Below are 20,770 nucleotides of genomic sequence, written 5' to 3'. Positions count from 1 at the left end.
CAAAATAATGAAATTAAAAATAGCAATCGCAACTGCTATTTTGATAAGCGCATGTAGCGTTCAAAACACAGCGGCACAAGTAAACACCATAGATTCTGTTGCAACTTCAAAAGTGCAGCACTTCAATTTCGACAAAATGAAGTCAGAAACTATTGGTGACGGAATTCAGCGCAAGTGGTTTCATGGAGAAAAGGGACAAATGACGCTTTTTAACCTCGAAAAAGGAGCTCATATTGCGTGGCACAAACACCCAAACGAGCAAATTACCTACATCATGTCGGGTAAGGTCAAAATTAAAACGATCATCGATGGCAAAGAACAATTTGTAGAAGTTGGTGCTGGTGAAGTAATTGTTTTCCCCGAAAATGTACCGCATGAATTCTGGGCTTTGGAGCAAACCGTGGATCTAGATGTGCATGTACCCGTGCGCGAAGATTGGCTTTCAAAAGAAGTTCCAGATTACTTGAACAAAGCAAAATCTAACAAATAGCGATAAAAATGCAGCAGATTGGTTGGCTTTACTATCCAAATTTAACTGAGAAGAGAACGTTAAATTAGGCAGTAAAGCCATCTGAAAGCTGTAATTTTGTTACCATAAAAATAGACAAATCATGAGTATAATAACGGTTGTGGCTAAAATTGTAGCCAAAGAAGAAAATAGAGAATTGGTTAAAACCGAATTACTAAAATTAGTTGCCAGTAGTGTTCAAGAAGCGGGTTGTATCAACTACAACTGCCTTCAAGACAATGACGACGCCAATACATTTACAATGTATGAGAACTGGAAAGATGCTGAGGCACTTACTTTACACGCTGCAACGCCTCATTACGTAGCGTTCCAAACTGCGGCCAAAGATGCTATTGCCGAATTTGCAGTGAACAAAATGACTATGCTTGCATAACTAATAAACCATTTAATTTGAAATAGGAGCTTTTGCGACCAATGTGAATACATGGTCCAAAAGCTTTTTTTTTGTTATAGTTTGAAGATAGTAATTGTTTTTGGAGCTATTTCCAGCTATCCGTTACAATCTTTTGGTAAGGCTGAAAAACGCCTTCCCAAAAGGATTTTCACTTCTATCTGGGCTAGGGATTTTGGGGATGAAAGAAATATTATTTTAACATAACTTTGTTTTGCTAGCATATGTATATGTTTTCATTGTTTTATCTTACATTAGCGTAAAGAATAAAGTTTGTAATTATCACATACTAGTTGCCAGCAATTTTAAAAAAGTCCAGAATTAAAACAACAAAATCAGTAAAAGAATATGAATATTGACACAGATTTCAAATTGGATGACTTAACGTTTATAAAGCATCTTAAAAGTATTGAAAGTCCATTTCTTCCTAAAATTGGAGAGGTTTTTGAATTTGTTAAAGATATTTTAAATAGTAGAATACAATATGTTTTTCCACATTACACTTTACACAATACTGGTCATTCATTTCGAATAATGGAATATATGAGCAAGATAGTTAGTGATGTTTCTAAATTAAATGAACTTGAAATAACGTTACTGATATATTCAGCATTATTACATGATATTGGAATGGCAGTTAGTGAAGAAGATGTAAACTTAATTAAAACTGACTCATTTCCATTTTGTGATGTAAAGTTTTCTGCTATGAAAAAAATAATGAATGGAAACGAAGATTTAGCATTACAAGAATATGTTAGAAGAATACACGCTTCGCTTTCTGGGAGATACATTATTGAAAATCTCAAGGATAATTTAATAATTCCTAAATTAACAAATCTTGATTTTGCAAAAGAACTTGCATTGATATGCCAAGCACATACTGAAGATTATGATTGGATTAAATCGAACTTAAGAACAAATGAAGTTAGAGGAGATTATTCATTTAATTCACAATATATTGCCTCTGTTTTACGTCTTGCTGATATTCTAGATATTGATGGTAATAGAACACCATATAATTTATATAAAATAATTTCTCCAAAAGGAATAAGTGATGAAGAATGGAAACAACATTTCATAATATCTAACAATGATAAAATTATAATAAACGAAAAAACACAACAAAAAAAAGTAGTTTTTCACGGGAAAGCAACAAATGCAAGTATCCATAGAAAAATACTAGTTTATATAAGCTGGGTTAAATATGAATTAACTAATGCTACCGCATTAGTTAATTCTATGCCAACTCAATATAGTTTAGTATATGATACAAATCCTGAAATTAATATACAGACAGAGGGCTATACATTTTCTGACTATAAAATGACATTAGAATTCAAAGCCATTAGTTCATTATTAATGGGAGAAAAAATTTATGGTAGTAAATCTTTGGGACTTCGAGAATTAATACAAAATTCAATTGATTCTTGCAGAATAAGACAAGAAACCGAAGAGATGAAACATGAATTTGGTCAAGATACTTATCAACCTAAAATTAAAATTATTTTAGATATAGATAAAAACCAAGCTATCATTAAGGACAATGGTTCAGGAATGTCTATGGATATAATAAAAAAACATTTCTTAAACATTGGTGTTTCTTATTATAATTCAACAGACTTTTTACTTAAAGATTTTGAATATAAACCAATAGGTAATTTTGGAATTGGGTTTCTCTCTTGCTTTATGCTATCTGATGAAGTTAAAGTATTAACGAGACATTACAAAGCAAAAAACAAATATTTAATTGAGCTTGAAAAAGGAAATGAATGGACTTCTTTAACGGAATCTGAAGATGTATCATTTGATGGAACTGAAGTCATTCTTAATTATATTAACTTCATAAAAGTATTTGAAAATAAACCCCAAAATGTAAAAGTATTTTTAAATAAATATTTCCTCACTGATGGTATTAATTTTGAAGTGGTAGATAAATCATTAAAAGAAATTACAAAAATTGAAAATCCCATAAAACTTTCAACTCCACTTGAAAAGGGTTTTATCAAAATTGACCTTAAAGATTATATAAAAGACATAGAAGGATACGCTTTAATTAAACCAAAAAGTGAGTTTATAAAAAAGTTTGATGAAATAAACTTCCCTGGAACTTTATATAAATACAATGATGATGAAGGTTTAGAAGAAGTTACTGATTTTTCAACTTTAAATATCGACGATTACATCGTTGCTGAAGAAATTAAATATCTTTCAATACCACTCGTTGAAGATAATTTTGAAGATGATTTTAGCAGTGGCATGAAATTTACAAATGAAGATGTAGATGAAGTAATTGACAAAATGGATCGTGAATTAACATGGATTTCGGTAATTTTCCCCAAAGATTATCAAGAATCACTCTATGATGAAATTATTAAATCTGGCAGTTCTATTTTTGAAAAACTTGGTATAGAAGAACTTCAGAAAATTGGACATTCTGATTCTTGTATTACAAAAGCATATGTAAAAGAAATTACTTTATTTGAAGGCAGAAAAAATAATTTGTATTTACCTTTTGATACCCAAGACAAAGATAGTTCAATGTATTCTTGGCGCACTCCCGAAAAAAGAAAAGAACTATTTATGAGAAGTGTTTTAATAAAAGACTTCCGCTTTAATATTCGTATTTCAGCTTCCGTTTTTGAAATTAATACTATCGTTATAAATATAAATTCACGTAAATTTATACCAGATATTTCTCGAAACAATATAGATTCAAAAGCCATAGATACTGTTAATTATATAGTAGGAAAAGCTATTCATTTAGGTGCTATGGATTTAATGAATTTAGATAAAGATGAAAAAGTAACTTTAAAGAACTTCGTAAATAATTTTTTCGAAAGAAAAACAGAATTTGAAAAATAATAACCCGCTACGCAAAGTATAATTCTTAATTCAATTTTCAAAGCTCAATTATATCATGAACGCTGCGCAAATGTCTCCGACTTTGACCCCATTCCTATTGACAATTAAAAGAACTTGACTAAATTCAGATAAATATGTGGTTTTATTTAATTTTAAACGATAAATCTTATATATATAAATGCAGACAATCGAACAACTTATTGCCAAATATCAAGGAACTAGAATAAAATCAATAGCTGAATTAAAACCTATAATAAGCCAAATACAAGAGTTACGGATTTATTATGATATAATGGAAAATTATAGAGGTCACGGTTTAGTCAAATATGAGCTAAATTGTGGCTTAGCCAGAAATAAATTATCTCCTGAAGAATTTATTGAAATTGAAAAAAAATTATATAATGATTTTATGAATTTTGTTGCAAATCAAGATGATTATATTAGACTTCCATTTGGCGAAAATGATAATAATCCAGAATTAAAAAATAAATGGTATGCACTTTATCAAGCACAACATTTAGGATTAAAAACAAGATTCATGGATTGGTCAATCGGTTGGGAAACTGCATTAATGTTTGCTGTAGAGAATGAAAAACATTTTGGACAAGATGGAACCTTTAATGTTTTTTTGGTTCCCAGAGACCAGTTGTTTAATTCAGATAAAATTTCTAAAGCCTCTTCACAACTTGACCCTTTTGAATTAGAAAAAGATATGATGATTAATACTCCAATCTACCTGTTAAATGATAAATTTGATTATGTGGGTGAAAAAAGAATTTCAAGACAAGCTGGGCGTTTTTGGCTACAGTCAGTAAGAAAAGGAGCAATAGATTTAAAAGAGCAACCAGAATATAAAGACTTACTTTTAGAGTTAATTATTGAGGGTGATGCAAAAAAATCTATCAAAGCTGAACTCGAAGCTCATGGCGCAACCATAGATTGGCAGTACTATCGTAAAGACGATAATGTAGATGAAGAATTAAAAGCAATTAATGTAAAAAACTTAGGAGAGTAATTATGGAAATAATATCCCAGCTGTGCGAAGTATATTCCCTAATTCAATTTTCAAACGACAATTCCATCGCGAACGCTGCGCAAATGCCTTCTACTTTGCGCTCATTCCTATTGACAATTACGGTAGTTAAATCCGTTATTAGATAATAGAAATCACCAATAATAATCCTTTAAAATTAAATCTACACCTCAATAAAAAGTAACTCACTGTACGCGATTACCGCGTTCCTCGCAATCACCATGATTGCGGATGCTCGTTGTGTATGCATGTGCGAGATTCTTTCAGAATGACAATCTAGGTGGATTTGCTTTACGCTTCGTTGGGTGCATTTAAGCGGCATAACTTATATATTCTTTAATTTCTTTAATGGTTATAAGTCATAAAGAAGATAAAAACTTAACTAGCTTATATGGTTTAAAAAAGCCAATCTAGAGTAAGTACCAATAATGATCCTTTAAAATCAAATCTACACCTCAATAAAAAGTGACAAACTGTACGTGATTGCCGCGTTACTCGCAATTACCCTGCTTGCGGATATACGTTGTGTATGCGTGTGTGCGATTCTTTCAGAATGACAAACTTAGGTAGATTTGCTTTGCGCTTGGTTGGGTGCATTAAAGCGCCAAAACTTATATGTTCTTTAATTTCTTAAATGGTTTAAAATTCATAAAGAAGATAAAAACTTAAATGGCTTATATGGTTTAAAAAAGCCAATCCAGAGTAAGCAATGAGGAAACAGATGTACATAAATTACGCTTAGCTGCTATGGCTGAAGCTGAAGGCTTCAAATTTGACCTATTTGATGGTATAAAAATGATAGATCGTTTTGTTGCTGATAGTCGCAGTGTAGCTTTAAATCACACTGCTGGTTTATCTACACCACAACAAATTCAAATGTCGTTATTCTCTTTAGCAACTTTAATTGATACTGAAAACAAGTATAAAAAAGATGTAAAAAAATAGGTTAGAAATAGATATAACAAACTGTATAAAGACTTACCTGGCAAACCATTAATATTTGAAGACAATAAGAATGCAGCATATTATTACACTTTGGTAGATTTCTTGAATTTAGCTAGAGATAAATACAATGAAACATTTAGTAAATGGGTTGGCGAGAATTATAACGCTTTAGATCCAGTAATTCGTTTGGCTGAAGAAGAATCTATTGTAGCAATGCCTGGTGGTGGTTTTGACGGTCCAGACTGGACGATTAGATTTTCACTTGCAAATTCTTATTCTGAAGATTCTGAAAAAATAAGCATTTTAATGAATGAAATTCTTGATGAATATTATAATGAATTTCAAAATATTTAAAAAGGATTAAGAAAATATACTTATAAAGTATGAGATTTTCTTTCAATAGAAAATAGGTTATACTAAAATGCTCCCATTAATCACGTGACTAATGGGAGCATTTGTTTTTTAACACTAAAAAGGTGTCTTTATTTTACATCACTCTTTATCAAAATAGGTTTAGGATTTGATACTTCTAAATTGTTATTAGCATCTTCTGCCATTTCTTTTCTAATTTGCTTAATCGTTTGTGTGCTTCCGTCATGACTCCAACCAGGAGCAGCAAAGGCGTATTTAAATTTGTGATACCAATTACTTGATTTTTTCATATCATCCCAAATGTTTTTATACTCGTGTGTTAAAATTATAAACAAGTTATAAGATTCTGGAGGGACAGAAACACCATATTTTATATCAATAGATTGGTCAATTTTTTTCCAAGTCCCAAAAACGCGATCAAATACATTTAGGATTCCACCGTGATTTTTGTCCATGTATTCAATATTCTGAGCGTGGTGCACTTGGTGCATGGTATGTGTATTTAAAAAGATTTCTAAAAATCCTAAGTTTTTTACATACTGCGTATGAAGTTGAAATTGCCATAAAGCTTCAATCCCCATACAAACAACTAACATTTCTGGTGGAAAACCTATAATTACAATCCAAACATAAAAAAAAGGCTTGTAAAAAATAGTAAACCAACCATTTCGTACCGCTGTTCCTAAATTAAAATTGTCTGAAGAGTGATGTACAATATGTGCAGCCCATAAAAAACGGACCATATGGTTTTGTCTATGAAACCAATAATAAGAATAATCGTCTAATAGCATGCAGATTATCCAAACATACCAAGCATATCCAAAAGATTGCCAACCCATAATATTGGTTCTAACACCATCCACAATAGGATTAAATAGCTCATAAGCAAAATTAAAGACTAAAATTACGGCTACTGTTTTTACCAGAGCACCAATTACTGCAGATCCTATTCCAAGTGATAAGCTGGAAAAAAAATCTTTCCATTTGTATAATTCTTTGTCGTCATGAGTTTTGCTGTAAGTAAGTTCTATTGCGATAAAGCCCAAAAAACAAGGAACTCCATAGACTAACGGGTTTGTAAAATCCAATATTGTAGTTATTTTGTGTGTGATTATATAACGGTAATTTCCATTATAAATTTTGTATTTGAGCAATATACTTCAGTTAAATGCAATTTAGCATTGATATTAAATTTTTTAATTTATTATACCAAATACCATTTTTAGATGTTTAAAGGATTAATAATTTATCTAAAGTGTACAAAATGATGACAAATTTTAAAAATAAAGAGTAAGCCTGGCTAATTTACAATCTTTCGAATAAGAGTATAAAAGTTTAGGACTGGCACATGTTCAAAAAGATAGAAGAGGTTTAGATATAAGTCCGTTCCATGTGGAGCGGACTTATTTTATTAACTAAAAAAAGTAATTGCCTTTATGCAGTACCGCCGTTGGCACCAATATTCTGTCCGGTCATCCATTTTGCTTCATCGCTACGCAAAAGCAACACTATCTTCGCAATATCTTCTGGTTCCCTCGCTCCGCAAAGTATAATGCCCAATTTTATTTTTAAACGGTGATTCCATCGTGAAGGCTGCGTAAATGTCTTCGACTTTGCGCTCATTCCTATTGACAATTACCGTAGCTAAATCCATTATTAAATAACAAAAGCACCAATAATAATCGGTTAAAATCAAATCTACACCTCAATAAAAAGCGACTCACTGTACGTGATTGTCGCGTTCCTCGGAATGACCCAGATTGCGGATGCTCGTTGTGTATGCGTGCATGAGATTCTTTCAGAATGACAAACTAGGTAGATTTGCTTTGCGTTTCGTTGGGTGCTTTTAAGCGCCAAAAGGTATATGTTCTTATATTTCTTAAATGGTTTAAAAGTCTCAAAGAAGATAAAAACTTAAATGGCTTATATGGTTAAAAAAGCCAATGCAGAGTAAGCACCAATAATAATCCTTTAAAATCAAATCTACACCTCAATAAATAGTGACGCACTGCACGTGATTGCCGCGTTCCTCGCAATGGCCCTGATTGCGGATGCTCGTTGTGTATGCGTGTGTGCCATTCTTGCAGAATGACAAACTAGGTGGATGTGCTCAGATGTTGGATTAGGTCATTTTTCATAGTTAGCAACAAATCTTTTTAGGTGGCACGAGATGGTGCGCAACCCTAAATATATTGTTTTTTGATTAGAATAGTTAGGCAAGCGCTTATTTAAACGCTTCCTAGATCTTTATTCTTCAAAAATAAATTCGCCTTTGGTTTCTGCAGCCATAAGTCCCCATTCCACAATTGAATTTAAGATAGGCGATAATGTTAAACCAAATTCGGTTAAGGTATATTCTACTCGTAAAGGTGGTTTTTTGGTGAATACTTTTCTAACTACAAAACCGTCTTCTTCCAGTTGTTTGAGTTGCAAACTCAAGGTGCGCTCCGTGATTCCCGGAATTTCTTTGCGTAATTCGTTGTAGCGCTTCGTACCACTAATCAAGTGGGTCAGGATCACACTCTTCCATTTTCCGCCTATCAATTCCATGGCAGCACTTGTGGGGCACCAGGATATTTTGTCGTTGATCTTTATTTTTGGTTTTTTTTCGAAAAGTTCTTTTCTGTCCATAGCATCATTTTTATATACATTATAAAGTGCAAAGATATAGCACTAATTATTAGTGTGCAACTATATTTTTTATAGTTAATTTTAATTTTTTAAACTATTGAAATATAGCTAGTTGAAAATTTATTTTATACTATACTTCGTGACCGTTATTGTATACATTATAAACTATACATACTTTTGCCACTATAAAAATGATAGTATAAATAATCAACTAAATATAAGATTATGATTTTAAGTGAAATATTAAACAACCGTTATTCAGTAAAAGAATTTGATGCTACTAAGAAGATCTCAGAGACAGATTTTGAACAAGTAAAAGATTTATTGCGTTTAAGTCCGTCAAGTATCAACTTACAACCTTGGCATTTTCTTATTGCAGATACTACAGAAGGTAAACAACGTATTGCAAAAGGAACAGAAGGATTTTTTCATTTTAACACACCTAAAGTTTACGATGCCTCTCATGTAATTGTCTTTGCTGCGCGTACCAATGCAGACGAAGCCTATTTGACTAGTATTTTAGAACAAGAAGATGAAGATGGTCGTTTTGCGGCACAAGAATTCAAAGATCAAGTACAAGGTGGACGTAAGTTGTTTGTAGACCTTCATAAATACGATCTTAAAGATTTACAACATTGGATGGAAAAGCAAGTGTATCTAAATATGGGATCATTTTTATTAGGAGTTGCTGCTTTAGGTATTGATGCTTGCCCAATGGAAGGTGTTGATTTAAAAGCATTAGATATTGAGTTTGGCTTACGCGAAAAAGGCTACACAGCGCTTGCAGTGGTGTCTTTAGGGTATAGAAAAGATACTGATTTTAATGCGAAATTGCCAAAATCGAGATTTCCAGAAGAGACCATTATTACAAAATTATAATCCATTTAAAACAATATAAATTATGAAAAAATTCTTAAAAATAGTTGGCGGAATCATCGTTGGCTTACTATTAATTGGAGCCATTGTATTTTTCTTTTTTCCAAAGGTACTTGTAGATCAAACGAATGCTAGTTATGCCAATGCAGCAAATTTAGAAAAGAAAACGGTAGTTGTAAATGGGTACACCGTGCATTTTTACGAAAGCGAAGCAAATAATGATAAACCAAATTTTGTATTAGTACACGGTATGGGAGATGATAAGAACAGCTTTTTGCAAATGGCTAAATATTTGTCCTCAGATTACCATTTAATTTTACCTGATTTAGCAGGACATGGTGAGAATGAAAGAAAACAGGGTTTAGACTATTCTATTGACGGACAAGCCACTTTTCTAAAATCGTTTTTAGCTCAAATTGATGTAAAACAGTTCAACCTAATTGGTAATTCAATGGGCGGACACACAGCTGCTGCCTATGCCGTAAAATATCCTGCTGATGTTACAAATTTAATATTGTTAGATGCAGCCGGAATTACCGTAGATGACCATGTGGTATATAGTGGTTTTGGGAAAAAAATTGAAAACAGAGCGGAGCTAAACAAAGTGCTTCAACGTGTTTTTTACAAAGTACCTGATCTTCCTGGGCCTATTGCTGATTATTTGATAGAAACGGTTAACAACAGTAAAGATTTTGTAGATGGCACTTTAATTCCTGCGATTAAAAACGGAAAGTATTTCAACCTTAAAGAAGATGTTCAGTATATCAAAGCACCAACATTAGTATTACAAGGGAAACACGATGAAGTGGTTCGTTTTAATGTGGCTGAATATTACAAAGATCACATTCCGAATGCGAAGTTGGTTGTTATTGAAAACGCATCGCATTCACCACAATTAGAAGTGCCAGAGGAAGTCGCTAAAGACATTAAAGAATTTATAAAATTATAACAAAATTATAAAATGAAAAGCACCATAGTAAAATTCACCGCAAAACCAGAACACGCAACTAGTTTTGCAGCAACTTTAAAAGAAGCGCAAGCGGCAACACAAAAGTAAGCGGGAAATCACGAAATTAAAGTTTTTATATCGAAAGCAGATGCCAATGTGTTTTTTGTGTACGAACGTTGGGCAGACAAAGCAGCCATCGAATCTCATGACAAAGAGCCTCATACCCAAAAGTTAATGCAAATAGGCCAAACAGCCTTGGCAACCGCACCCGATTTCTACTTTTTAGGTGATACTAATCCGTTACCAGATCGTTCTAAATCTGCAAATGCAGATGACGAACTGTTCATCATTTTCTTCATCTTTAAGTTCGATCCAACTTATAGAAATCAAATTCTAGCCCAATTTGAAGATCATATTACCAACACTCGAAAAGAGGAAGAAGGAAACATCCTTGTTGATTTATACACTGTTGACGGGCAAGAAGATACCTTGGCTGTTTATGAACATTGGAGAAAATAATCTGATGTTTGGGACATTCATTTTAATCAACCATACGCCATGAAAACAAGAAAATTGTTGGAAGAAGCGGTAGATGGAGATTTAAAACAATATATGAATTTCGTAACAGAAATATAATTTAGTTAAAGATGAAAAATATAATTACAGCAATAGTTTACGGATTTATAGTATCATTTGGAATTCAGAATGTTTCAGCTCAAGAACCAAGTATGCGAACTTTTAATGAAAATATAAAAGCAGTGCAATTGAAAAAGGGTACTATGCAAATTTTTGATTACGGAGAAACGAAAGTTCACGTTTATGAAACGAAAGGCTTTTTTAATACTCACGCTTTTTTTATCGAAAAGAAGGGAAAAGGGGTATTAATAGAGACTCCTCCAATGAAAGATAATTACAAGGAACTAGTGGATTATATTGTTGGTTTGGGTTACAAAGATATTGATGTAATGGTTTCGTATCATTTAATTGGAAAGCACTTTTTTGATACTGACAAGCTAAAATTCAATCATATCTATTCTAATCAAGAATCTTTGGATTATATGAAGAATTCCGGAAATGAATCGCTATCTGTCTTGAAAAAAGTCTCAGGACAAGATCTTGACGAAACTACAATTGTACCAACCGATTTATTAAAGGCGGGAGCTCAAGAGATTTCAGGGATTCCTTTTATTATTACGCCTACCGGTTTTGGTTTTGATGTAGAAATGCCAGCAATAAAGGCGGTTCACTTACATATGGTTGGGCACGACAACCATACTATGATTTTCAATACTGAATTTATAGATACGGTAATTAAAGAGCTTACTGCTTTTCAAGAAAAAGGCTATACCACCTATTTTTCTTCACACAGTGCACCGGAAACTTCGGGAGACGTGACCATTAAAATCAACTATCTTAAAGAAATGAAAGCACTACTTTCTGCGGCTAAGAATGAAGAAGAATTCATTCAGAAAATGGATAAAGCCTATCCTAATTTTGGATGGAGAAATTACCTGTTAGGAAGTGCAAAAATGTTATATCAAAAAAAATAATCAACTTAATAGCCCAATCCCTAAAGTATAATTCCGAATTCGATTTTCAAAATTCAATTACATCGTGAGCACTAAGATTATTACAAAAATAGTCTCAGCTTTTTTATTATCGGTAAATGACGAATTACTACTATACAGTAACTAACTCGTAGTGAATTAAATACGATCTAGATTGCAGCGTTGCAACTGCGTACCTTAAAAAGTATACAACATTCAAGAATTAGTATAAATTTTGAGTCTATAGTGTTGCTTATCTTTGTGCTAGACAAATTGTTAGCGTTTGTTTATAGATTTAAATTATAAAATCAGCAAAGAAATATCCATTTACATTAAATAAAAACACCATGGAAAACAAAATAAACACACAAATACCTGATCCCTTAATTTTCAATAGAGATAGAAACAACAAAAAGCAGCGACCTTTTATAGTGGATAAAACGGAATATCCTTTTCAAAGTAATTGGTTCGATAAAGACGGAGTTTCTATGCATTATATTGATGAAGGCGAAGGAATTCCGATTGTATTAACACACGGAAACCCAGATTGGTCTTTTTTGAATCGAAATATTATTAAAGAACTTTCTGGTGAAGCTAGAGTAATCGCTTATGATTTACCTGGTTTTGGTTTTTCGGACACACCAGCAAATTATGGTTTTACGCCACAAGAGCATGCACAATGGATTAGTGCTCTTCTTTTTGAACATTTAAAACTAGATAAGTTTATTATTGTTGTTCAAGATTGGGGAGGTCCAACAGGTTTATCTGTTGCTACTAGTAATCCTGATAAAGTGTTGGGAGTTGTGATAAGCAATACTTGGGCTTGGAAAGCGGAAGGTAAAATGGTCGAATTCTCTATGTACATGAGAACGCCAGAAATGCAAGCAAAAATTATAGACGAAAACTTTTTTGCAACTACATTAATGCAAGGCTCGATTAATTTCAAATCAAGCAGTAACAAAGCCATTACAGATGCATATTCAATGGCTTTCCCAACCAAAGAGTCTAGAAAAGGAACCGCTGTTTTTCCGGCAGAAATTACCTTGGCAGCTGATTGGCTAGAAGAATTAGAAGCAAAATTAAGCACACTACAAGATAAACCAGTTGAACTTATTTTCGGAATAAAAGATGACGTTGTTGCTTCTAAAGAGATTCAAGATAAATGGCGTTCTATTTATCCTACAGCACCAGTACAATTGCTTCCTGAAGCAGGACATTTTACACAAGAAGATAGTCCCAAGAGTTTTGTGTTATCTTTACGAAGAATGCTGAAAAATTTAGAATCAAAATAAATATAAATGGCTGCTTCAACTGATTATTTAGACTTTATTTTGGATCAATTGTCCAATTGGAAAACGATTCATTCCAAACGAATGTTCGGTTGTGTAGGTCTGTATACAGACGATTTGATGTTTGGAATTGTTTCAAAAGAAGTACTCTATTTCAAAGTAGATGAAAGCAATAAAGCGGACTATCTAGCAGCTGGTTCTGAAGCTTTAAAACTTTTTAAAAGTAACAGTGTGGTCGCTTCTTTTTATGAAGTTCCTATCGAAATTCTGGAAGATGCTAACCAAGTTATTGCTTGGGCTAAAGTCTCTTTAGAAATTCAAAAAAATAAAAATAATAAATGAAAGTAATTATAACAGGAACCACGGGTATGGTGGGACGAGGCGTTTTAATAGAATGTTTAGAATCTCCAAATGTTCAAGAAGTATTGGTCATAAACCGAAGCTCTTTGCAAATGCAGCATCCAAAATTGAAAGAAATAATTCATAAAAATTTCTTCGATTTTAGTGCTATTAAGGATCAATTGCAAGGGTATGATGCTTCTTTTCATTGCATGGGAGTTTCATCAATTGGAATGAAAGAAGAAGATTATTATCGATTTACTTACGGAATTACCGAAGCTTTGGCTAAAACGCTTTATGCTAGTAATCCACAAATGGTATTCAATTATGTTTCTGGTGAAGGAACCGATAGTACCGAAAAAGGAAAATTGATGTGGGCCCGTGTAAAAGGTAAAACCGAGAATATGATTTTGAATATGGGCTTTAAAGATGCTTATATGTTTCGACTTCAATTAATTATTCCTTTGAAAGGCATAAAATCAAAAACATCTTGGGTAAATGCATTCTATTTTATCGCTCGTCCGTTTTTTGGACTTTTAGAAAAAAAGAAAAATAACACCACAAGTGTCAACGTTGGTCTCGCTATGATTAATAGCGTTCTTTTTGGAACCGACAACAAACTTTTAGAAAATGAACAGGTTAATAAATTAGCCAAAAAATTAAACCAATCAAAATGAATAAAATATTTAAAACAATAGTTCTAATAGCTGGTATCTTAAACTTCCCAATAGGTATTATGATGATTGTACAAGCAATCTCTAGTAAAACGGGCGAAGCCTTAATAACCAATTCGGTAGCAGGTGCTTTTATAATCTTCGCGGGAGCATCACTAATTTGGGCGATACAAGAAGTAAACACAAGAGCACCCATAATCCTTTGGAATGGTTTTGTGCGCTTATTTAACGTATTTCTAGTATCCTATGCCACAACGGTTGGGGATGTGCCACAAGAAATGATATACACTACGGGAATGGATTTAGTATTAGCAATTGTCTTCATAATTGGAAGTGTAAAAGTTACTGGAATACCATTTTCAAAATTAATAGTAGGAAGAACTAATTAATAAAATTTTAAAAATCAAATACAATGAAAAATAATATAGAAGGTAAAGTAGTAGTAATTACAGGAGGTAGTAGTGGATTAGGAGAAGCTACAGCACGTTTTTTAGCAGAAAAAGGAGCCAAAATAGTTTTAGGTGCTCGTAGACTAGATAAATTAGAGGTAATTGCTGATGAAATAAGAAAAAGCGGAGGAGCAATTGAAGTACTAAAAACAGACGTTACCAAAGCTAATGATGTAAAGGCATTAGTTAAAAAGGCAATTGACAGTTTTGGTAAAATAGATGTAATGATAAATAATGCAGGCATTATGCCATTAGCACCATTAGCTGCACTTAAAGTAGACGAATGGGACAGCATGATTGACGTAAATATCAAAGGAGTGTTATACGGAATTGCTGCAGCATTACCAGAATTCCAGAAACAAAAATCAGGACATTTTATAAATCTTGCATCCGTAGCCGGATTAAAAGTGAGTCCAGGTGGAGCCGTATATAGCGGAACTAAATTTGCTGTAAGAGCGATTAGTGAAGGATTAAGACAAGAAGTAGGCAAGGACATTAGAACCACCATACTTTCGCCAGGTTTAATTGATTCTGAATTGCAACTAGGAAGCTCAGACGAGGCTACATCTCAGTTTGTTCAACAAGTATATAAAGATGCTATTCCTGCAATTTCTATTGCTAAAGCAGTGGCTTATGCTATTGAGCAACCAGATGATGTGGATATTAATGAATTAGTAATTCGTCCTACGGTACAGGAATTTTAATGATATAAAATCTAGTATGAAAAAAACCTTAGTTATAGGAGCAAGTGGGCAAATAGGAAAAATACTTGTTGAAAAATTGCTCCAAGAAGAAAATTCTGTAGTTGCCTTGGTTCGTAATGAACAGAAAGGGCAAGAACTTAAAAAACTAGGTGCAGAAATTGTAGTTGGAGACCTTGAAAACGATTTTGAACACGCTTTTAAAGATTGCGATAAAGTAGTATTTAGTGCTGGTTCTGGAGGTAATACAGGTTACGATAAAACACTTTTAATAGATCTATGGGCAGCCAAAAAGGCTGTTGATTATGCTATAAAAAATGATATACAGCATTTTATTATGGTAAGTGGTCTGGGTGCTGGTGATCCTAACGAGTTTGTATCTGACTTAAAACCATATTTAGTAGCGAAGTATTTTGCCGATTATTATTTATTAGAAAGTGGTTTAGCGTATACGATTTTACAACCTGGTAGTTTAATCAATGAAAAAGCAACGGGTTTAATTAGAACTACAAGATCTGAAAATTTTAAAGAGCTAGTCATTCCTAGAGAAGATGTCGCTAATGTAATTGCGTATTGTCTAGAAAATAACGCTACAAAAGGCAAAACAGTTGAGTTATTTAGCGGAAAAGAATCTATTAGAGAATCTCTAAGTTAATGAACTAGTATTTCCTTCGGTACAAAACAAGAGTTTAGTACCTGTGGAATTCATGAAAAAATACAATAATGGAAAATACATTAGAACAAAGAATTCAAAAATTAGAAGATTTAGAAGCTATAAGAACACTACAGGCTACCTACGGTCATTATGTAGATAAAGGTTGGAATGGAAAGGAAATGTATATTGAGAAGCTTACTGACATATTTACCGAAGATGCTTTATGGGAAGCCCCAGGAGCTGGAGTATTAGCTAATGGGCACAAAGAAATAATGGAATCCTTTACCTCTTTTGATGCAGAAAATAAATTCTTCATTCATAGTTTTACGAACCCCATTATTGAAATTAATGAAGATAAAGCTACTGCAAAATGGATACTTTTTTCTCCAGCTATTGATGGCGAAAAAGTGATTTGTATGCTTGCTAGTTATGATAATGATTATGTTAGAACAAAAAGTGGTTGGCGTATTAAAAGTTTAAGACTTAACATGGCTAATGTACTTGGAGCTTAATAATAGGAATTAAAATAGTGACCTTGGGCACATAGAATTATAGTAAAACAATAGAAGGAAAAGAAGTTAGAGCAACTAGATGAAATAGAGATAAATGAATTGGTTATTGGTCCAATAGTACAAAAAATTAAAACCAACAATTACAAATAATAAAAAATTATGACTCAAAATAAAACAATCCACCTTGATAAAGTACTTGAAGAACATGCTCAAGATATGACAAATAAGGTGGTTGCCATTACAGGCACAACAAGTGGTACCGGATTTGTATTCGCAAGAGAAGTTGCTAAAAAAGGGGCTACAGTCCTATTGCTTAATCGTACAAGTGCAAGATCAGAAAATGCGTATAAGCAGTTAACCGAAGCGGTTCCAAACGGTAAATTTGAAGCTATAGCTTGCGATTTGCAAGATTTAGAAAGTGTAAAACAAGCAGCAGAAAAAATTAAATCGGAGTATAATGTTCTGGATGTTTTAGTCAATAATGCTGGAATTATGGCTGTAAAAGATGAAGCGACTAAAGATGGGTATGATGTTCAGATGCAAACAAATGCTATATCACACTTTCTTTTAACCAAAGAATTATACCCTTTGCTTAAAAACAGTAGTGAAGCTAGAGTCATAAACCAAACGTCGTTATCTAGATTAGGTGGACCATTAGAATCTGCCTATTTTGAGAAAAATGGAGGTAATTTAGGTGGTAATGGAACAGCTGAAGAAACCGCAAATTTTCAAGGCGCCAGATGGGAGCGTTATCACCAAACTAAATTGGCAAATGCAACTTTTACTTATGGTTTAAAAAAGAAACTTTCAGAAGCTAACGTTAAAAATATTATTTCATTATTAGCGCATCCTGGAGTAGCAATAACCAACCTTCAATCAACTTCATCTAAAACCGGTGGAATGGATGTTAACGGAGGAGTTATGAGCCAAGCACAGTCTGCAGAAGATGGTGCGGCTGGAATTATTAGAGCGGCTATGGATAAAGAGGCAAAATCTGGTGATTTTTATGGGCCTACTGAAGGGATAAGTGGTTTTCCTAATTTGTTAGAACCAGAAGAACTACTTTTTGATGAATCTAATGTAGCTATCAATTGGAATGGTTGTGAAAAAGCTGTTGGTGAATTTAAAATATAAAAACACAAACGGTTGGTGATTTCGGTAAATCTACATTAGCGAAAGAAGCCATTCCTACAAGAATTTTATAATAATATGCAAAACTATCTTCAAGAAATAGAAACAATCACTTCTAAAGCAGGTGAAACCGTTCCTTTACAAAGGAAAGCTTTTAATGCCGGCTTTAGTTTTAGCCTTTTAACTTTTAGTGAACAACTAGAGATTTGGAATTATATCTGGACGAATACAAAAGTGTATAGAGCAGAAATGTTTTGTTTGTATTTCTTGGAGGAGCATATTACAAACCAAGAAGAAATGGGTGCTTCTTGGTCAACGATTAAAGTATGGCAAGACAAAATTAATCGTTGGGAAACAAGTGATAGTATTTCAAAAATATATGCGCAATTAGTAGAATATGATGCAGCACTAATTTTGCCAACGTATAAAAAATGGAATACTTCTAAAAACCCATGGCATAGAAGGCAAAGTATAGTAGGTTTACTTTATTATAGCGCACATAGAAAGCACTATTTACCTTTTCATGTACTTATAGATTTGGTAGCACCTTTAATTTCTGACAACGCTTATTATGTGGAGAAAGGCGTGGGTTGGACTCTTAGAGAAATAGGAAATATATACCCTAAAGAGCAGGAAGAATTTCTATTTGAAAATGCAACTAAAATTTGTGCTTATGGATATAGTGCAGGTACGGAAAAATGGGATAAAACAAAACGAGAAAAACTGAAGGAAATTAGAAAAGTGGGAAGAGTTTTAAACCGCAAAAGTTCAATTTCAAAATTTAATAAATAAAAAATATGACCAACAAAAAACAAATATCAGCAGCGTTTCCTTTTGAATCTAAATTCCAAGAAGTATTAGATTCTAAAATGCATTATGTAGATGAAGGAGATAAAAATTCAGAACATACTTTTTTACTAATACACGGTAATCCTACATCAAGTTATTTATGGCGTAATATTATTCCGTATGTAAGTGCCTTAGGTCGTGTAGTTGTTCCAGATCTTATTGGAATGGGTAAATCTGACAAGCCAGATATAGACTACACATTAAAAGATCATATTGCTTATTTAGATGCATTTGTTGAAAAGTTAGGGCTAAAAAACGTCATTCTAGTAATACAAGATTGGGGTTCTGGTTTAGGTTTCAATTATGCCAATCAGCATAGAGAAAATGTAAAAGGAATTGTGTTTTTTGAAGCTATGGTTCAAGTTTCTTATTGGAAAAATACGACTAAAGAGACCGAAGCACTATTCGAAAAATTTCGTGACCCTGTAGAAGGACATAATATGATCGTTAAAAACAACTTCTTTATTGAAGCTATGCTACCCATGATGGCGGGCAGAGAATTAACTCAAGAAGAAATGGACCATTACCGAGCGCCTTATTTGGAAGAAAAGAGCCGTAAACCACTGTTTATGTGGCCTAGTCAAATTTCGTTTGATGGTGTTCCAAAATTCACTACAGACATTGTTAATTCATACAATGAATACCACAAAAATTCTGACGTTCCTAAGTTGTTATTCTATGCAGAACCAGGTCTCATAATTAATCGAGAATTAGGTGAGCATATAGCTGCAACTTGGAAAAATATTACTGCAGTAGATTTAGGTGAAGGAAAGCATTATCTACAAGAATCGCATCCACACGAAATTGGAGAAGGTATTGTAGATTGGTATAAAAAAACACTAAATAAATAAAAAGATAAATCTAGATTTTAGTTTAAGCTTTTCTGTTATAATTGAAAATAACAGGTTACAACTACATATGAAAATAGCAGTTTAGAGCAAGTTTTACAATTTTGTTCTTTTCTTCTATATTTGTTTATAAACCGAGAATCATTAATTGCTGTTAACGCAAATACCTTATAGCCCCAAAGGCTTTAACTTTATACAATGTAAAAATGGAAAACAAAAAGGAAGAAAGTAAAAGCACATTTTTTAAGATTAAAACGATTAGTCAATTGCATGATGTTTTAGAATATGAAAAACCATGTCATCCTTTAATTACTGTTTTAGATTTGTCCAAAGTTGCTTTTACTGATGAAGTGGTGCATAAAAAAGTGAGTGTCCCTTTTTATAATATTACTTTAAAAACCAAAACTTCGAACGCATTTAAGTACGGTCGAGACTATTTTGACTTTACCGAAGGAGCACTATTAGGAGTAGGACCAGATCAAGTAATTGAGATCGATTATATATCCGAGAAAGGCGAACTGGAAGGCTGGTCACTTTATTTTCATCCGGATATAATACGTGGTTCTGGATTAATGGAAAAATTGACAGACTATGGTTTTTTTGGCTATGACACCAACGAAGCGCTTCATATTTCGGATAAAGAAAAGCAAACGCTAAATGGTATTGTTCTAAAAATCCAAGAAGAGTATAGCGCAAACCTAGATGAGTTTAGTCAAGATGTTTTGGTTTCGAATATCGAACTGTTATTCAATTATATAAAACGTTTTTACAACAGGCAGTTTTTGACTCGAAAGTCCCAAAACACAACGGTTCTTAGTCAGTTCAATGGTTTACTAAAGAGCTATTTTGAGTCGGAAGACATTCGTTTGAATGGCTTGCCTAAGGTGCATTATTTTGCTAAAAAATTGCATCTTTCGGACAGTTATTTGAGTGATTTATTGAAAAAGGAAACTGGTAAAAATACCCAAGACCATATTCATTTTTATATGATCGAAAAGGCTAAAAATTTATTGATTAATACGAATAATTCCGTTTCGGAGATAGCATTTAATTTAGGTTTCGAATATCCGCAATACTTTAGCCGATTATTCAAAAGCAAAACAGGACAAACTCCTGTGGCGTATCGCAAGCAGTTGAATTGATCCTAAAATTTAAAATAAACAAAAAAAAGGCGTTTGATTAAAATAT

24 protein-coding genes are annotated in these 20,770 nt (G+C 32.9%); 21 read left to right on the top strand and 3 right to left on the bottom strand.

Annotated elements, in window-relative coordinates:
- Positions 1 to 7: 7 nt before the first annotated feature.
- The 6 genes from HNQ00_RS00900 to HNQ00_RS00875 all read left to right on the top strand — a co-directional run bounded on the left by HNQ00_RS00900 (position 8) and on the right by HNQ00_RS00875 (position 6,114).
- Positions 8 to 490, top strand: a complete 483-nt coding sequence (locus HNQ00_RS00900) for a cupin domain-containing protein (protein ID WP_173836168.1) — start codon at positions 8 to 10, stop codon at positions 488 to 490.
- Between the two features lie 121 nt (positions 491 to 611).
- A complete protein-coding gene (locus HNQ00_RS00895; protein WP_173836166.1) occupies positions 612 to 902 on the top strand; it encodes a putative quinol monooxygenase in 291 nt (96 codons plus the stop codon).
- A gap of 366 nt (positions 903 to 1,268) precedes the next feature.
- Positions 1,269 to 3,782 (top strand): HD domain-containing protein, encoded by a 2,514-nt coding sequence (locus HNQ00_RS00890; RefSeq protein WP_173836164.1) that lies wholly within the window; start codon positions 1,269 to 1,271, stop codon positions 3,780 to 3,782.
- A 178-nt stretch (positions 3,783 to 3,960) separates the two neighbouring features.
- A complete protein-coding gene (locus HNQ00_RS00885; RefSeq protein ID WP_173836162.1) occupies positions 3,961 to 4,797 on the top strand; it encodes an FRG domain-containing protein in 837 nt (278 codons plus the stop codon).
- 765 nt (positions 4,798 to 5,562) lie between these two features.
- Positions 5,563 to 5,760, top strand: coding sequence for a hypothetical protein (locus HNQ00_RS00880; protein WP_173836160.1), 198 nt, complete (start codon positions 5,563 to 5,565; stop codon positions 5,758 to 5,760).
- A 102-nt stretch (positions 5,761 to 5,862) separates the two neighbouring features.
- Positions 5,863 to 6,114, top strand: coding sequence for a hypothetical protein (locus HNQ00_RS00875; RefSeq protein ID WP_173836158.1), 252 nt, complete (start codon positions 5,863 to 5,865; stop codon positions 6,112 to 6,114).
- Between the two features lie 128 nt (positions 6,115 to 6,242).
- Here the strand turns inward: HNQ00_RS00875 and HNQ00_RS00870 are convergent, their stop codons facing one another.
- The 3 genes from HNQ00_RS00870 to HNQ00_RS00860 all read right to left on the bottom strand — a co-directional run bounded on the left by HNQ00_RS00870 (position 6,243) and on the right by HNQ00_RS00860 (position 8,763).
- The gene (locus tag HNQ00_RS00870; RefSeq protein WP_173836156.1) at positions 6,243 to 7,220 is read right to left on the bottom strand and encodes a sterol desaturase family protein; all 978 of its coding nucleotides are present in this window, start codon (positions 7,218 to 7,220) and stop codon (positions 6,243 to 6,245) included.
- Positions 7,221 to 7,566: 346 nt separating this feature from the next.
- Entirely contained in the window at positions 7,567 to 7,755 is a 189-nt protein-coding gene (locus HNQ00_RS16270) for an SDR family oxidoreductase (RefSeq protein ID WP_217425234.1), read from the bottom strand.
- 624 nt (positions 7,756 to 8,379) lie between these two features.
- The gene (locus HNQ00_RS00860) at positions 8,380 to 8,763 is read right to left on the bottom strand and encodes a winged helix-turn-helix transcriptional regulator (RefSeq protein ID WP_035759080.1); all 384 of its coding nucleotides are present in this window, start codon (positions 8,761 to 8,763) and stop codon (positions 8,380 to 8,382) included.
- Positions 8,764 to 8,988: 225 nt separating this feature from the next.
- Between HNQ00_RS00860 and nfsB the strand changes: the two genes are divergently transcribed.
- The 15 genes from nfsB to HNQ00_RS00785 all read left to right on the top strand — a co-directional run bounded on the left by nfsB (position 8,989) and on the right by HNQ00_RS00785 (position 20,724).
- Positions 8,989 to 9,642: an oxygen-insensitive NAD(P)H nitroreductase gene (gene nfsB / locus HNQ00_RS00855; RefSeq protein ID WP_173836154.1), complete on the top strand. Its 654-nt coding sequence runs from the start codon at positions 8,989 to 8,991 to the stop codon at positions 9,640 to 9,642.
- Between the two features lie 22 nt (positions 9,643 to 9,664).
- Positions 9,665 to 10,588 (top strand): alpha/beta fold hydrolase, encoded by a 924-nt coding sequence (locus tag HNQ00_RS00850; protein ID WP_173836152.1) that lies wholly within the window; start codon positions 9,665 to 9,667, stop codon positions 10,586 to 10,588.
- A gap of 123 nt (positions 10,589 to 10,711) precedes the next feature.
- The gene (locus tag HNQ00_RS16265; protein ID WP_371738725.1) at positions 10,712 to 11,107 is read left to right on the top strand and encodes a putative quinol monooxygenase; all 396 of its coding nucleotides are present in this window, start codon (positions 10,712 to 10,714) and stop codon (positions 11,105 to 11,107) included.
- A gap of 128 nt (positions 11,108 to 11,235) precedes the next feature.
- Positions 11,236 to 12,138: a hypothetical protein gene (locus tag HNQ00_RS00840; protein ID WP_173836150.1), complete on the top strand. Its 903-nt coding sequence runs from the start codon at positions 11,236 to 11,238 to the stop codon at positions 12,136 to 12,138.
- 344 nt (positions 12,139 to 12,482) lie between these two features.
- Positions 12,483 to 13,427, top strand: coding sequence for an alpha/beta fold hydrolase (locus HNQ00_RS00835; protein WP_173836148.1), 945 nt, complete (start codon positions 12,483 to 12,485; stop codon positions 13,425 to 13,427).
- A 6-nt stretch (positions 13,428 to 13,433) separates the two neighbouring features.
- The gene (locus HNQ00_RS00830) at positions 13,434 to 13,766 is read left to right on the top strand and encodes a TfoX/Sxy family protein (RefSeq protein ID WP_173836146.1); all 333 of its coding nucleotides are present in this window, start codon (positions 13,434 to 13,436) and stop codon (positions 13,764 to 13,766) included.
- Positions 13,763 to 14,440, top strand: a complete 678-nt coding sequence (locus tag HNQ00_RS00825) for an NAD-dependent epimerase/dehydratase family protein (protein WP_173836144.1) — start codon at positions 13,763 to 13,765, stop codon at positions 14,438 to 14,440. Before HNQ00_RS00830 ends, HNQ00_RS00825 begins: the two co-directional genes overlap by 4 nt.
- On the top strand, positions 14,437 to 14,826 hold the full coding sequence (locus HNQ00_RS00820) for a hypothetical protein (RefSeq protein ID WP_173836142.1): 390 nt from the start codon (positions 14,437 to 14,439) through the stop codon (positions 14,824 to 14,826). The genes HNQ00_RS00825 and HNQ00_RS00820 overlap by 4 nt, the downstream gene beginning before the upstream one ends.
- Positions 14,827 to 14,849: 23 nt before the next feature.
- On the top strand, positions 14,850 to 15,590 hold the full coding sequence (locus HNQ00_RS00815) for an SDR family oxidoreductase (protein WP_173836140.1): 741 nt from the start codon (positions 14,850 to 14,852) through the stop codon (positions 15,588 to 15,590).
- Between the two features lie 16 nt (positions 15,591 to 15,606).
- Positions 15,607 to 16,242: an SDR family oxidoreductase gene (locus HNQ00_RS00810; protein WP_173836138.1), complete on the top strand. Its 636-nt coding sequence runs from the start codon at positions 15,607 to 15,609 to the stop codon at positions 16,240 to 16,242.
- Positions 16,243 to 16,310: 68 nt separating this feature from the next.
- Positions 16,311 to 16,754 carry a nuclear transport factor 2 family protein gene (locus HNQ00_RS00805; protein WP_173836136.1) on the top strand — a complete coding sequence of 148 codons (444 nt, stop codon included), beginning with the start codon at positions 16,311 to 16,313 and terminating at the stop codon, positions 16,752 to 16,754.
- 159 nt (positions 16,755 to 16,913) lie between these two features.
- The gene (locus tag HNQ00_RS00800) at positions 16,914 to 17,888 is read left to right on the top strand and encodes an SDR family NAD(P)-dependent oxidoreductase (RefSeq protein WP_217425232.1); all 975 of its coding nucleotides are present in this window, start codon (positions 16,914 to 16,916) and stop codon (positions 17,886 to 17,888) included.
- 75 nt (positions 17,889 to 17,963) lie between these two features.
- Positions 17,964 to 18,677: a DNA alkylation repair protein gene (locus tag HNQ00_RS00795; RefSeq protein WP_173836134.1), complete on the top strand. Its 714-nt coding sequence runs from the start codon at positions 17,964 to 17,966 to the stop codon at positions 18,675 to 18,677.
- A 5-nt stretch (positions 18,678 to 18,682) separates the two neighbouring features.
- Positions 18,683 to 19,585 (top strand): haloalkane dehalogenase, encoded by a 903-nt coding sequence (locus tag HNQ00_RS00790; protein WP_173836132.1) that lies wholly within the window; start codon positions 18,683 to 18,685, stop codon positions 19,583 to 19,585.
- A gap of 203 nt (positions 19,586 to 19,788) precedes the next feature.
- On the top strand, positions 19,789 to 20,724 hold the full coding sequence (locus HNQ00_RS00785; protein ID WP_173836130.1) for a helix-turn-helix domain-containing protein: 936 nt from the start codon (positions 19,789 to 19,791) through the stop codon (positions 20,722 to 20,724).
- Positions 20,725 to 20,770: the final 46 nt, after the last annotated feature.

The organism is Flavobacterium aeripolare, from assembly GCF_013294025.1.
Taxonomy (GTDB): domain Bacteria; phylum Bacteroidota; class Bacteroidia; order Flavobacteriales; family Flavobacteriaceae; genus Flavobacterium.
This window is presented reverse-complemented; position numbering and strand designations above follow the sequence as displayed.